Raw genomic sequence first — 12,304 nt, forward strand, 5'->3', positions numbered from 1 at the left:
TTTAGTGAAAATCAAAAACCTAACCGCTCGAATTCATTATAAAGATGTATTGAATGTTTGTTAATTAACTTCTTGATTGAAACGRTAGGTAGTGACTCCCAAAGGAGCAGCGCAGTCTGAAGATCCACTCTGACGAAGCTCAGTCTGAAGATCCACTCTGACGAAGCTCTGCGTAGTCAGAGTTAGCTGAAGACAAGCCCTTGGGAAAGCATCTACCTATAGTGAAAATCAAAAACCTATTCGTTCAGTTTTCACTATAAGATAGGAATGATGAAATGGATTCACTTGTATGAAAATATTGTAGATAATAGTTACCTTTAAATTTTTAGGAGCACACTATTATTTTATGTGCCGTTCTTATATTTTGTATGAATTATAGCTTTTTACCTGCAATAAAATTAGTTAACAATAAAAAGAGGGCACCAATAGTTTTTGAATGCCCCCTTATAGAATATTAATATGTTCTCACAACCTTCTCTTAGTCTTAATCATTTTTCTTCATCAAGCAATTGTTGAACTCGATCCGTAAGCATTCTCATAGCGTCACTTCCTGCTTGATAATGTCTTAACTGCCCTTCTTTATCAAATAAATAAAACGAAGGTACATATTCATTTTCAAATGCATCTGTTAAAACTAATTGATTATCGACCATTATGGGCTCTGTTATACCATTCTCCTGGGCGACTTGTTGAATGTCTTCTAAGCCTAACTCTTTTTCTGAGCGTGGCATATGAATCGAAAGGAATGTCAAATCATGTTGAAATTGTTTTTTGAGCTCATTAAAAGCTGGAATTACTTCTCTACAAAGCTCACAGCTTATCGACCAAAAATGAATGAACACAGGTTTTTCTCCTAAAATTTCTTCCTGATTTACTTCTCCGTTTAGCCACGTGGTTGCACCATCAAAACTAGGCATAGAAGACCTTAGTTTTAGCGTCATATTATTTCCCCCTTTTACTACCTTGATACCGATTTGTGTTTCTCCTATTATGATTACATTATAATATTCCTTTAACCTATTTTCTAGATTTGCAAACCTGTTAAATTCAAGTTAGCCATAATCATTTATTTCCAAAGAAAAAAGCCAAGGTGCTTTTAAACACCTGGCTTTTCCAGTTATTATTGCTCTAGTTTAGATTGTACTTGTTGACAAACTTCTTCAGCAGTCATTCCATCTGCATTTATGACACTACCGGAAATGACACTATTTTGTATTCCCATGATGTTTTGATCCTGACCTGTTATGACACAGCAATCACAGTTCTTTGCATCTTGTTCAGTACTCAATTGGACAACATCATATCCTCTTGCTTCGAGCTCCTGCTGTACATCTGTTAATGACTGTTCAACCGCAATTTTTGCCATTTGAGACCCTCCATTAAATTAGGAAATTTTTTGCATTTCTTAGAATCCCCTTTTTAATAGAAAATATTCAAAGCACTTTAATTTACTTTACTGTTAAAAAATTGGATAAACATATCTTTGGCAACCTCGATTGCCTGCTCATCCGGTTCTAATCTTGCATCATGTAGACCGTATTTCGAATCAACACCGAGCCACACCATAAAACCTGGAATATTTTCTAGAAAATATCCAAAATCCTCTCCTGTCATTGCCTCTTTACAAATGATTAGTTCATATTGATCTTGTCGATTGGAAAATTCAATAAACTGACTGATTAAGGTAGGATCATTATAAACTTGACAATAGTTCGAACCATAATCAATGCTCGCTTCACATTCATAACCAATCTCGAGCGCTTGAACGAGAGCCTCTATTCTCTGTTTCATTCTTTTCATGGATTCAATTGATAGAGATCGTATCGTACCCTCAAGTCTAGCAGAATCGGCAATAATATTTTGCTTTGTACCACCCTTTATCACACCTACTGTTATAACTCCCGAATCTAGAGGATCAATATTTCTTGATATAATAGACTGAAACTGAGTCACTAACGAGCTTGCCGCTACAACCATATCTTTCGTATGATGAGGATAAGCTGCGTGACCTCCCTTTCCTTTTAAATCAATAAAAAGTTCCGAAGTATTGGCAAATAATAAGCCGGGCTTTGTCGCAATTTGTCCGACCTTATATTCTGGTGCAATATGTAAAGCATAGATTTCATCAGGTAGCCATTTTTTAAATACCTCCGATTGAAGCATTGGTAATGCTCCTCCTGGACCCTCTTCTGCTGGCTGAAAAATAAACAGTATATTTTCTTTAGGCTGCTGCTGTGTATAGTGTGTTAAAATTCCTAAGGCAATAGCCATGTGAAAGTCATGTCCGCAAGCGTGCATGTATTCGGGATGCTCTGAGCGAAAGCCCTGATAAGAGGTTTGCTCTGAAATAGGTAATCCATCGATATCTGCTCGATAAGCAATCGTTCTTGTAGCAGAGGTCCCTTTAATTTTAACTAATAACCCCGTTTTCCATGGTTCTAATTCTAAAAAAGAACATTCTAAGGATTGAATATACTGTGACAAATAAGCTTGTGTTTTATATTCCTGAAAACCAGCCTCCGGAATTTTATGTAAGTCTCTTCTGATTTGAATCCATGTATTGTTATCCATACCTAGGACTCACCCAGTTTCTGACTCTTCAATTCATTTTCAAAAGCCTTTTTGAATTCATGGATTTCGGCATTGGAAATCGTTAAAGGTGGCAATAATCGAATAATGGTTTGCTGAGTAACATCCACTAATATTCCTGCCTCTAAGAGATTTCTTTGAATGCTTTTAACACTGCCAGCTTCTAAATTCATAACGATTCCAACCATCATTCCAATTCCACGTATTTCTTCTATTAGATCTGGAAAGTCACTCTTAATGTTCGATAGCTCTTGCCAAAGTTTCTCAGATGCTTTTTTCCCTTTTTCTAGCATCTCATCTTCTATTAATATGTCTATGACCTCACTTCCAAGCGCTGCACTTAATGGGGAAGGTGCAAAGGTGGTTCCATGATCACCTGGTTTAAATAAGTCACTATACTTATCTGAAACAATTAGACCACCTAATGGGAGTCCACCGCCTACTCCTTTTGCAAATAAAATCAAATCTGGCGACACTTCAGCATGCTCATATGCAAAAAAAGTACCTGTTCGTCCCATACCTGTCTGAATTTCATCCATACAAAAAAGCACCTGATTTTCGTTACACAAACGCTCTACCTCTTTTAAATATGTTTGATTTAAAGGAAGAATGCCGCCAGAACCTAATACAGGTTCCATTAAAACAGCAGCTGGCTGATGGCGCTCAATAATTCGTTCTAACTCTTCAATCTCATGTGGTGCTACCTCATAAATGGGAAGAGCAGTAGAAGGAAAATCTTGATAGACTCCTCTTTGTCTCGTTAGCTTAATAGCACCAAGTGTTCGGCCATGAAAGCTATTTTTCAGTACTACTATTCCATTACGGTTTTGCTCAATTGATTTTGAATATTTATGAACAAGCTTTATAGCTGCCTCAGTTGCCTCTGCACCTGAATTTGTAAAAAAGACCTTACCTTCAATTGAGTGCTTAACTAGCTTTTCAGCCAATACAATGGCTGGCTTATTTAAGAACACATTTGAAATATGTAAAAAATGATCGGCTTGATTTTTAAGAGCCTTGATAATTTTAGGGTGTGAATGTCCTAATATATTGACAGCTAATCCTGTAAATAAATCTAAATATTTTGTTCCATTCACGTCCGTTAAATAACTACCCTCTCCTTTTTCAATGGTAATCGGAAGTCGATTATAGGTAGTCATAATTGCTGCATGATCTCGATCCTTCCATTCCGTCATCATCATTCCCCCTTTTTATGAGAATAGCTTTGCTGACGAGTGGATCTCGAACAACAAAGCTACTTCCAATTATTTATTTTAGTTATCTTCGTTTAAACGACGAAGTTCATGCTTAATTTCAATTTTGCCCTTTGTTTTTTCATCAATCTCTTTAATAACTCTTGCAGGCACTCCACCAACAACTGTATTTGGTGGTACATCTTCCGTTACGATGGCTCCGGCTGCTAATACAGCTCCTTTACCAACCCTAACTCCTTCTAATACAACCACATTTGCTCCTACAAGAACATCATCTTCAATAATAACAGGTTGTGCAGATGGTGGCTCAATTACTCCAGCTAGTACAGCACCAGCTCCGATATGACAATTTTTACCTACAGTTGCTCGTCCACCTAAGATAGCATTCATATCAATCATGGTACCTTCACCAATCACGGCTCCAATATTAATACTTGCTCCCATCATAATGACCGCATTATTTCCAATCTCAACTTGGTCGCGAATAATGGCACCTGGTTCAATACGTGCATTAATTCCTTTTAAGTCTAAAAGTGGTACAGCCGAATTACGACGGTCATTTTCAACGACATAATCCTCAATTTGGCCTTTATTTGCTTCAATAGCTGCTTCTATTTCCTTCCAATCCCCAAAAAGAACTCCTGTTTGACCTGTTATAAAAGTTTTTGTATCCTCACCAAAATTTATTCCTTCTAATTGCCCTTTAATATGGACCTTTACAGGTGTTTTCTTTACACTTTGAGAAATAAATTGGATAATTTCATTTGCATCCATCATTTTCATTATTATGTAACCTCCCATTTCAAAAATCTAAGCCTTCTCTTATGATAGAGATTTCAGTGTAAAAAAGCAATCAAAAACATCATAAATTCGACATTTTATCCTAATAAAATTAACAATCCTGTGATTGTAAATATACTAATGATCGTCGTCACAAGTGTTACGGATGATACTAATTGTGGCTTTGAGTCAAATTGAACCGCAAACATAACAATCGTCGCTGCAGAAGGCATTGCTGCGGACAATATTAAAACCTTTTGCATCATCGGATCCATCGGTATCCATAAAGTTAATAAAAAAGCGATGACTGGTGATATAAATAATCTAGTAACAACAGAAAACCCTATGAGTGACCAGTCGAAACTCGTAACTTTAATATTACCGAGCTGCATCCCTAATATGACCATTGCGGTTGGAATAGCTGCATCTGCAAGCATGTTAATCGGTAGCATCATATTTGTAGGGATGTCGATTGGGAGCACCTTAAAGAAAATAGCCGCAATCATCGCATAAGTAGCAGGCATGGTCATAACGGTTTTTAACGCATATCGAACACCTAATTGCCCACTTGCTGCATAATAAACACCGAACGAATTCATTATGATCGATTGAAGAACCATATACATTACGGCAATAGTAAACCCCGTTTCACCGTAAGCGAATAAAATAATAGGAGCTCCGTAATTCCCCGCATTCTTAAATGCTGTAGATAAAATAATTCCGCTCTCTGTAGCACTGTCGAGTTTTTTCCACCTTGCAAATAGCTTATTCCAGCCAATTAATAGTACGAGCAGAAGAAGAGCAAAGACGACCATATAGAAAACATCTTTATTCAGTTCCGAAGTCGAAAATGTTCGAAAAACTAAAGCCGGGGTTAAGATATAGATAGCAACCGTAGATATAGGCTTTATATCGACTTTTTTCCATTTTTGAATGATAAATCCAACTGCGAAGATTAGAAATACCGGTAAAACGACATGTATAAACATGCTCATTGTATTCGCTCCAATTTGTAGTTTTGTATAGTAGGTTCACTTTTATATTTTTAAATTTACTCTCTGTAATTCTATAGAAAAAAACGATGAGGGCTGTGATTAATTCTCATCGTTTTTATAAATGCGCCATTTACTATCCTTAAAGTGCAGCTCGCGCCTCTTCTAAAGTCGCAACATATTGTTTGGCTCTCTCTATAAGAGCTTTTCTCTCAGTTTCGTCAAAATCAACCTTTGTATTTACTAGGTTACTTCCTAAACCAACAGCAACTGCGCCTGCTTTAATAAAGTCAGGTAGATTTTCAACGTTCACACCGCCTGTTGGCATTAAAGGGATATGTGGTAATGGACCATGAATATCTTTTAAGTAGCTAGGACCTAGCGATCTAGCTGGAAAGACTTTGATCAAATCAGCCCCATGCTCATATGCCGTTAAAATTTCTGTAGGGGTCATAGCACCAGGTACACTAATGACTCCGTAACGTTTTGTCATTTTAATCGTTTCTGTATTAACCGTTGGAGAGAACACAAATTGTGCACCTGCCATAATCGTAGATCGAGCCGTTTCAGGATCTAATACGGTACCTGATCCAATAAAAGCTTCCTGATCAAATTCATTTCGTACGGCTTCTATTAAAGAAAGTACCTTTGGTGTTTCTACTGTAATTTCAATCGTTTTAATGCCACCCTCTAATAGAGCGTCTGTAATTTTAAGCATTTGTTCCTTACCTGCTCCACGCACAATGGCTACAAGACCGTTTTCCTCAATAATAGTTCCCATATTTCCTCTCCCTCTCTTATTCCTTATTAGAATTTATGCTATTTATCTTGAAACATCTTCAAATGTATCTTGACTGTACTTTAATAGCTCCTCTTTTTCAGGCATTCCCTCTACATCGCCCTTCACCATCGTTGCTAGAGCACCAACCAAATTGGCTCGTTTTACAGATTCATAAACAGATAATGAGTCAAGTTGCCCTGATAAAAAACCAGCTGCAAATCCATCTCCTGCACCTACTGGGTCAACCACTCTATCTACCTTTATACCAGGAACATGAACATGCTCATCTTTACTTGTATAATAAGCTCCATCTGCTCCCACCTTTGTGATAACAAGCTTTGCTCCATTTCCAATGAATTTCTCAGCTATTTTTTTCGGGTCATCTTCATTAAATAGAAACTTACCTTCCGCTACTCCAGGCATCACGATTGTTGCTTCCTTGGCAATATTCGTTAAAACTTGTCGGGCTTTTGATTCACTCCACAGCTTCTTTCGCACATTCGGGTCAAAAACAATAGGAATTTCATGTTTTTTGGCTATTGAAATAAGTTGCCAAATGGCTTCTTCTGCAGAATCACTTAGTGCCGGTGTAATACCAGAAATATGGACATATTTAGCATTGGATACAAAGTCCTCATTGACATCAGTTGCATTTAATTTACTAGCGGCTGAGCCTTTACGGTAATAGTGGATTCTCATATCATCAGCTCGTCTAATTTCTTTAAAAAATACACCTGTTGGCGCTTCTTCATCTACTAAAACTTGAGATGTATCTACACCTTCACCACGAATATAAGCTGTTATTCCTTTACCAAATTCATCATTTCCAACCTTAGAAATCCACGCTACCTCATGGTTCAACCTTGCTAATGCAATCGCCACATTCATCTCAGCTCCACCATATGTTTTTTCAAATTGGTTAGCATATCGTAGCATCCCCTCTTTAGTAGGGGTAAATAAAACCATCGTTTCTCCCATTGTAATGACGTCCATACTTTACACCTCTATCTACCATTCCGTATTATGGAACTTCGTTTCATTTTTTAATTACAATTTATCGATATTTATATTTTAGCGTTTTCATAAACACTTCGTCAATTATAAATTTAAGCGCATACTTTATATATAATAACCAAATTGATTCGATATTTCCTTCGCCGCTCTTATGATGTCTGATTTTAAAGTTTGCTCTATCCGTTCTTCTGTAATTCTTGTATCTGGACCTGAAATACTAATAGCTGCTATGACTTCTCCATGATGATTATAAATGCCTGAAGCTATACATCGAATTCCTTCTTCATGCTCAATATCATCTAAAGCATAATGATTTTTTCTCACCTTTTTCATTTCTTGTAAAAAATCAGGAATAGTCACAATTGTATTGGTTGTAAAAGACGGCATTCCTGCTTTTTGCAACAAATTCGAAATCGTTAAATCATCCACTGTCGTCAGTAATATTTTTCCAACACCTGTACAATGAAGCATCGACCGCATTCCTATTCGTGAATGCATCGTAATCGTTTGATTGCTTTCCACTTTGTCAATATAGACTACCTCATGATGATCTCGTATACACAGATGAATGACTTCATTTGTTACCGCTGAGAGCTTCTCGATAAAGGGACGTGCTACCTGCCGTACATCCATAGAACGTGAAAGCTCACCAGCTAAACTTAAAATTTGATACCCAGCAAAGTAATCTTTCGTTCTAGCATCTTGTCGAATATATTTTTTTTGTAATAAAGTCGCTAATAGTCGATGAACTGTACTTTTAGGTAAATCTAAATGGTCGCTAATTTCCTTAATACTTAAGCCGTTATGATTTTTAGCTACGATTTCAATTAATTGAAGAGCTCTTTCAACAGACTGTACGATGTTATTCACCTCATTTCATCTTTCATTATATCTTAAAAAAAAAGAATCGCATATAAGTACAGACTTAGAAAAAAGAATCAAAATAAGAGGAGGCAGAGACAAAACTCACGAATAATTGATTATACCATTCTAGCTCCCGCCTGTTCGCTCACCCAAGACACTTCGCGTCCTTGTGGGGTGGCGCCGAACTAACTTTTTTAAAAAAAGTTAGTTCGGCATGGCCACTACTTCCCACTGGAGTCTCCGTGTCTTGTGTCCGCTAGTTTACGTCTTTAAAAGAGAATCTATTCGTTCAAAAAACCCACCTTATTTGGAAAAAGGAGGGTTCATCGTTCATTATTAATGTTTGCATCCATTACACATTTTTTAAAATTTCTCTAAAGTAATTTTTTAAATCAGTTTTTGTCCCAGCAACCATTGAGCTAAGTCTATTTTTTTCTTAATGTGTCTATGATTCATAATCTTTCATTTGCTTATTATGGTTAGCTTCAACCTTAATTTCATCCGAATGTGGAACATAAAGCTGTCTGCTTGGTAAGGCAATAACGACTCCATTTTCCTTTAGTATTTCTAAAATTTTTAAATTCGTATTTTCTTTCACCTTTAAATATTCAGACCAAATCGTCGTTTTTGTAAAAAAGTAAATAAAAATTCCAAGGTGCGATTCTCTAAATTCAGTGAAATTAACCATAATGACATCAGGATGTACTCCCGAATGCTCTCTCAGCATTTTTTCAATACCTTCAACCGCTTTTGTGATTTTCTCATTTGGGGTATCATACGTTAGAGCTAATTCGAAATCAACCCTTCTCTTACTCATTTTTGACCAGTTCGTTATAGGCTCGTTAGCTAACGTTGAGTTCGGAACCGTGACAATGGTATCAGAAAAAGTCCGAATCTCCGTACTTCTAAACGTAATATCCTCTACAGTTCCTTCTACAGAAGGGGTCTCTATCCAATCACCTTTAGCAAAAGGCTTTTCTGTAATGATCACGACTCCACCAAAAAAGTTGGCAATCGTATCTTGCGCTGCTAAAGAAAAGGCAAGTCCAGCGACACCAAGTCCAGCGACAAAAGCACCCACTTCAATTTCCCAAACACTTAATATCGCGACAACTGTAATAATAACGACAGCTGCTCGAATTAATTTTGCGATGAAGGGGATCAGCATACTATCTTCATCAATATCCGTTTTTTCAGCTACCTTTTCGAACGGATTAGAGTATTCTGAGAAATAATTAAATATACCCCAGCCAATTAAGGCAATGATAAAGGTTTTATAAATGCTTTGAACAAATTCTGCTGTCACTCCGAAAAATGGTAAGTACAACAAAGCTAAATATGTACCGATAATCACCCAAAACCATCTCAAGGGTCTTTCAAAAGCCATTAATACTTTTGATATCGTTTCTACTGGCGCTTTTTTCGCTAATCCTAAAATAATTTTGTATACATATTTTGTAAATATTTTTCTAAAGACCAAAAAGATTAAAAAGATTAATACAGCAATACCTATATCAACCCAATCAAAACGACTAAATGAGTTTAAAAAACGACTCCATTGGCTCGTCCACGCTTCCATATTTTTCTCACCTCATCGCCCATTTTAACACAATAAATGCAGAGAAATTGTTTGTTAATTAGAAATTTAAACGATAAATCTTAAAGAAATTTGAGAAATTCTCAAAATAACATGAAGAGGCTGGGACAAAACTTCACGAATGAACGATTCCACCTTTTTAGGTCCCCGCCAGTTCTCTCCCTCAATAAACTTCGCGTCCGGTGGGGTGGCGCATAACTAACTTTCTTAAAAGTGGATTTCGGTACGGCCACTTCCTCCCACTGGAGTCTCCGTGTCTTGTGTTCGCTAGATTAAGCCTTTCATCTACTCTTTCAAAAAAAAACCACCATTTTCACAATAGGATTTTCTTTAAAAGCAACTTCTGTCCCAGCCCCTAAAACGGCTCTTTAGGATTGGTCGAGAACCGTTTGTATAAGCTGACTAATCTCTGGTTTTTTCGATGTATCTTTGAGTGTATGATTGGGAGATTTTTTTTTCAAGATATCACTCACTTCTTCTGTCCATTCTGTTCCTAACTCTAGTAAATGCTGTGATTGTCTGGGTAGTTTACTTTCTAGATTTTCTAGCTGTTTCTTCCATTTTTGGGTGAGCTGATCTCGATTATTTTTTTGTAGCATGTAGGCACTACTTAAGCCGATAACGCCACCTAATAAACAGGCCACTGTATAGTTCGCTTTAGAATTTCGTCTTTTTTTCCTTTGAAACAAAATAATCCCTCCTAAAATTGTAATGAAGTCTCTACAAAATTTTTGAAAATAGGATGTCGTAAATGTCCTTTACTTGTTTTCGTTCGATATTTTACTACACAAGCCACCTCTTGTTCTATATAGACCATATTCTTATCCTCTACCTTTTTCATTGATTGTGTTAGTTGATAAAAAATCATCTTTGCTTTATTTGGAACACCTGCATCCATTAGCCCTGCAGGAGTGCCATCTTGATACGTAACTAGCCAGCTCAATTCTTTCTTTCTATATCCAATTATCATAACAATCGTTTCCTGATAATGGATAACCTTCAGCCAATTCAAGCTTCGTTTTCCAGGTAAATATTTTGAAAATTTTTCTTTTTGTACAATTCCTTCTAAATCTTTGTTTTTTACTACTTGAAATAACGCCTCTCCATTTCCTGGTAAATAGTCTATTTTAGCCATAGTAGAGGTATTAACAGGAATTAAATGGTCTAACATTCGTTTTCTTTCCAACAATGTTTGATGATAGGTAGGATTTCCATCTACCATCAACACATCAAAGACAACATACTGAACTTTTATTTTCTCTTTTTTTCTGCTATGAAAAGAGCGCATTAATTCTTCAAAATCAGGTCGTCCCTCTTCATTTGTGACAATGATTTCACCATCTAAAATCGTCTTATTCCTTAATGAAATTTCTTGTAACTCAGGAAATATATGCGAGACTTCCTGACCATTTCTTGTGTAAAATTTTTTAATTTGATCAAAACAAGCAATTAGACGAAAGCCATCTAACTTTAATTCATTAATATAGCTATCATCATCACTCGGTTTTCCATCTGACTTCGTTTCTAATAGCATAGGTTTAACGAAATCCATTTTTAAGAGGAACTTGCTTTCTTTGTTCTTTTTCTTTTCGTTGTTTCTTTTTTCTTGGATTCTTTTGCCTCATCAATACTTTGCTGTAAAGCAGACATTAAATCAGTAATATCCTTACCGGTTGTTGGTGCTGTTATATCTTTTTCTTTTTGAAGTTTTGTTTGAATGAGCTCTTCTAGCTGTAAACGATATCGGTCCACATAGTTAGTAGGTTCAAAGGTAGTCGTTAATTGTTCAATTAACATATTGGCTGCTTTTTTTTCTTTATCTGTTACTTTCACATCTTGTGGTGAGAGCACTTCTTCTGTTCCTCTCACCTCATCTGGATAATGTAAAGTTTCCATAATTAAGACATCATTATACACTCTCAAGACTGCTAAGTTTTCCTTTGTACGAATCATCACTTTTGCAATGGCTATTTTATTACTTTCCTTTATTGCTTCTCTAAATAAAGAATACGATTTAGCACCGCCCTCATTGGCACTCATAAAGTACGTTTTATCATAATAAATAGGATCAATTTCATCTAGCTGGACAAAATCCAGAACGTCAATGACTTTGTCTCTTTGGTCATCCTTTAATGGTTCTAGTTCGTCTCCAGATAAAATGACATATTTCCCAGATATATATTCATACCCCTTAATCATATCTTCATTACTGATTTCTTCTTCGCATTGAGGACATACCTTTTCGTATTTAATCGGAGTATGACATTTATGATGTAAATTTCTGAGCTTTATACCTTTATCCTCTGTTGCAGCATGTAATTTAATCGGTATATTAACTAATCCAAAATTAATGGAGCCCTTCCAAATTGTATGCAAAGTGATTCACCCTCTTTTCATTCTTTCGCTATAGGATGTCCAGCTTTTACATAATTACCTATAAAATTGGATAGTAATTTTTTCTATCCAATTTCTC

13 protein-coding genes are annotated in these 12,304 nt (G+C 36.2%); all 13 read right to left on the reverse strand.

The window, feature by feature from the left end; genetic code table 11:
- Positions 1–488: 488 nt before the first annotated feature.
- The 13 genes from AZF04_RS02560 to ku all read right to left on the reverse strand — a co-directional run bounded on the left by AZF04_RS02560 (position 489) and on the right by ku (position 12,207).
- Positions 489–941, reverse strand: a complete 453-nt coding sequence (locus AZF04_RS02560) for a TlpA family protein disulfide reductase (RefSeq protein ID WP_061947405.1) — start codon at positions 939–941, stop codon at positions 489–491.
- Positions 942–1,120: 179 nt separating this feature from the next.
- On the reverse strand, positions 1,121–1,366 hold the full coding sequence (locus AZF04_RS02565) for a YkuS family protein (protein ID WP_061947406.1): 246 nt from the start codon (positions 1,364–1,366) through the stop codon (positions 1,121–1,123).
- 77 nt (positions 1,367–1,443) lie between these two features.
- A complete protein-coding gene (locus AZF04_RS02570; RefSeq protein ID WP_061947407.1) occupies positions 1,444–2,571 on the reverse strand; it encodes an N-acetyldiaminopimelate deacetylase in 1,128 nt (375 codons plus the stop codon).
- A 2-nt stretch (positions 2,572–2,573) separates the two neighbouring features.
- On the reverse strand, positions 2,574–3,785 hold the full coding sequence (locus tag AZF04_RS02575; protein ID WP_061947408.1) for an aspartate aminotransferase family protein: 1,212 nt from the start codon (positions 3,783–3,785) through the stop codon (positions 2,574–2,576).
- Between the two features lie 78 nt (positions 3,786–3,863).
- A complete protein-coding gene (gene dapD, locus AZF04_RS02580) occupies positions 3,864–4,586 on the reverse strand; it encodes a 2,3,4,5-tetrahydropyridine-2,6-dicarboxylate N-acetyltransferase (RefSeq protein ID WP_061947409.1) in 723 nt (240 codons plus the stop codon).
- A 95-nt stretch (positions 4,587–4,681) separates the two neighbouring features.
- Positions 4,682–5,578, reverse strand: a complete 897-nt coding sequence (locus AZF04_RS02585; protein WP_061947410.1) for an AEC family transporter — start codon at positions 5,576–5,578, stop codon at positions 4,682–4,684.
- Positions 5,579–5,717: 139 nt separating this feature from the next.
- Positions 5,718–6,356 carry a bifunctional 4-hydroxy-2-oxoglutarate aldolase/2-dehydro-3-deoxy-phosphogluconate aldolase gene (locus tag AZF04_RS02590; RefSeq protein ID WP_061947411.1) on the reverse strand — a complete coding sequence of 213 codons (639 nt, stop codon included), beginning with the start codon at positions 6,354–6,356 and terminating at the stop codon, positions 5,718–5,720.
- Between the two features lie 42 nt (positions 6,357–6,398).
- Positions 6,399–7,349 (reverse strand): sugar kinase, encoded by a 951-nt coding sequence (locus tag AZF04_RS02595; RefSeq protein ID WP_061947412.1) that lies wholly within the window; start codon positions 7,347–7,349, stop codon positions 6,399–6,401.
- A 126-nt stretch (positions 7,350–7,475) separates the two neighbouring features.
- Positions 7,476–8,240, reverse strand: a complete 765-nt coding sequence (locus AZF04_RS02600) for an IclR family transcriptional regulator (protein ID WP_061947413.1) — start codon at positions 8,238–8,240, stop codon at positions 7,476–7,478.
- A gap of 439 nt (positions 8,241–8,679) precedes the next feature.
- Entirely contained in the window at positions 8,680–9,813 is a 1,134-nt protein-coding gene (locus AZF04_RS02605; RefSeq protein ID WP_045480000.1) for a mechanosensitive ion channel family protein, read from the reverse strand.
- 386 nt (positions 9,814–10,199) lie between these two features.
- Positions 10,200–10,520 (reverse strand): hypothetical protein, encoded by a 321-nt coding sequence (locus AZF04_RS02610; RefSeq protein ID WP_061947414.1) that lies wholly within the window; start codon positions 10,518–10,520, stop codon positions 10,200–10,202.
- An 11-nt stretch (positions 10,521–10,531) separates the two neighbouring features.
- Positions 10,532–11,383: an ATP-dependent DNA ligase gene (locus tag AZF04_RS02615; RefSeq protein WP_061947415.1), complete on the reverse strand. Its 852-nt coding sequence runs from the start codon at positions 11,381–11,383 to the stop codon at positions 10,532–10,534.
- 2 nt (positions 11,384–11,385) lie between these two features.
- Entirely contained in the window at positions 11,386–12,207 is an 822-nt protein-coding gene (ku, locus tag AZF04_RS02620) for a non-homologous end joining protein Ku (protein WP_061947416.1), read from the reverse strand.
- Positions 12,208–12,304 lie beyond the last annotated feature (97 nt).

Origin of the sequence: Alkalihalobacillus trypoxylicola (genome assembly GCF_001590785.1) — a bacterium.
Lineage (GTDB): Bacteria > Bacillota > Bacilli > Bacillales > Bacillaceae_D > Alkalihalobacillus > Alkalihalobacillus trypoxylicola.

Bases quoted from the DNA above. Each gene is read 5' to 3' on its own strand.
- AZF04_RS02560 (WP_061947405.1), bottom strand. From the start codon at position 941: ATGACGCTAAAACTAAGGTCTTCTATGCCTAGTTTTGATGGTGCAACC.
- AZF04_RS02565 (WP_061947406.1), bottom strand. From the start codon at position 1,366: ATGGCAAAAATTGCGGTTGAACAGTCATTAACAGATGTACAGCAGGAG.
- AZF04_RS02570 (WP_061947407.1), bottom strand. From the start codon at position 2,571: ATGGATAACAATACATGGATTCAAATCAGAAGAGACTTACATAAAATT.
- AZF04_RS02575 (WP_061947408.1), bottom strand. From the start codon at position 3,785: ATGACGGAATGGAAGGATCGAGATCATGCAGCAATTATGACTACCTAT.
- dapD (WP_061947409.1), bottom strand. From the start codon at position 4,586: ATGAAAATGATGGATGCAAATGAAATTATCCAATTTATTTCTCAAAGT.
- AZF04_RS02585 (WP_061947410.1), bottom strand. From the start codon at position 5,578: ATGAGCATGTTTATACATGTCGTTTTACCGGTATTTCTAATCTTCGCA.
- AZF04_RS02590 (WP_061947411.1), bottom strand. From the start codon at position 6,356: ATGGGAACTATTATTGAGGAAAACGGTCTTGTAGCCATTGTGCGTGGA.
- AZF04_RS02595 (WP_061947412.1), bottom strand. From the start codon at position 7,349: ATGGACGTCATTACAATGGGAGAAACGATGGTTTTATTTACCCCTACT.
- AZF04_RS02605 (WP_045480000.1), bottom strand. From the start codon at position 9,813: ATGGAAGCGTGGACGAGCCAATGGAGTCGTTTTTTAAACTCATTTAGT.
- AZF04_RS02615 (WP_061947415.1), bottom strand. From the start codon at position 11,383: ATGGATTTCGTTAAACCTATGCTATTAGAAACGAAGTCAGATGGAAAA.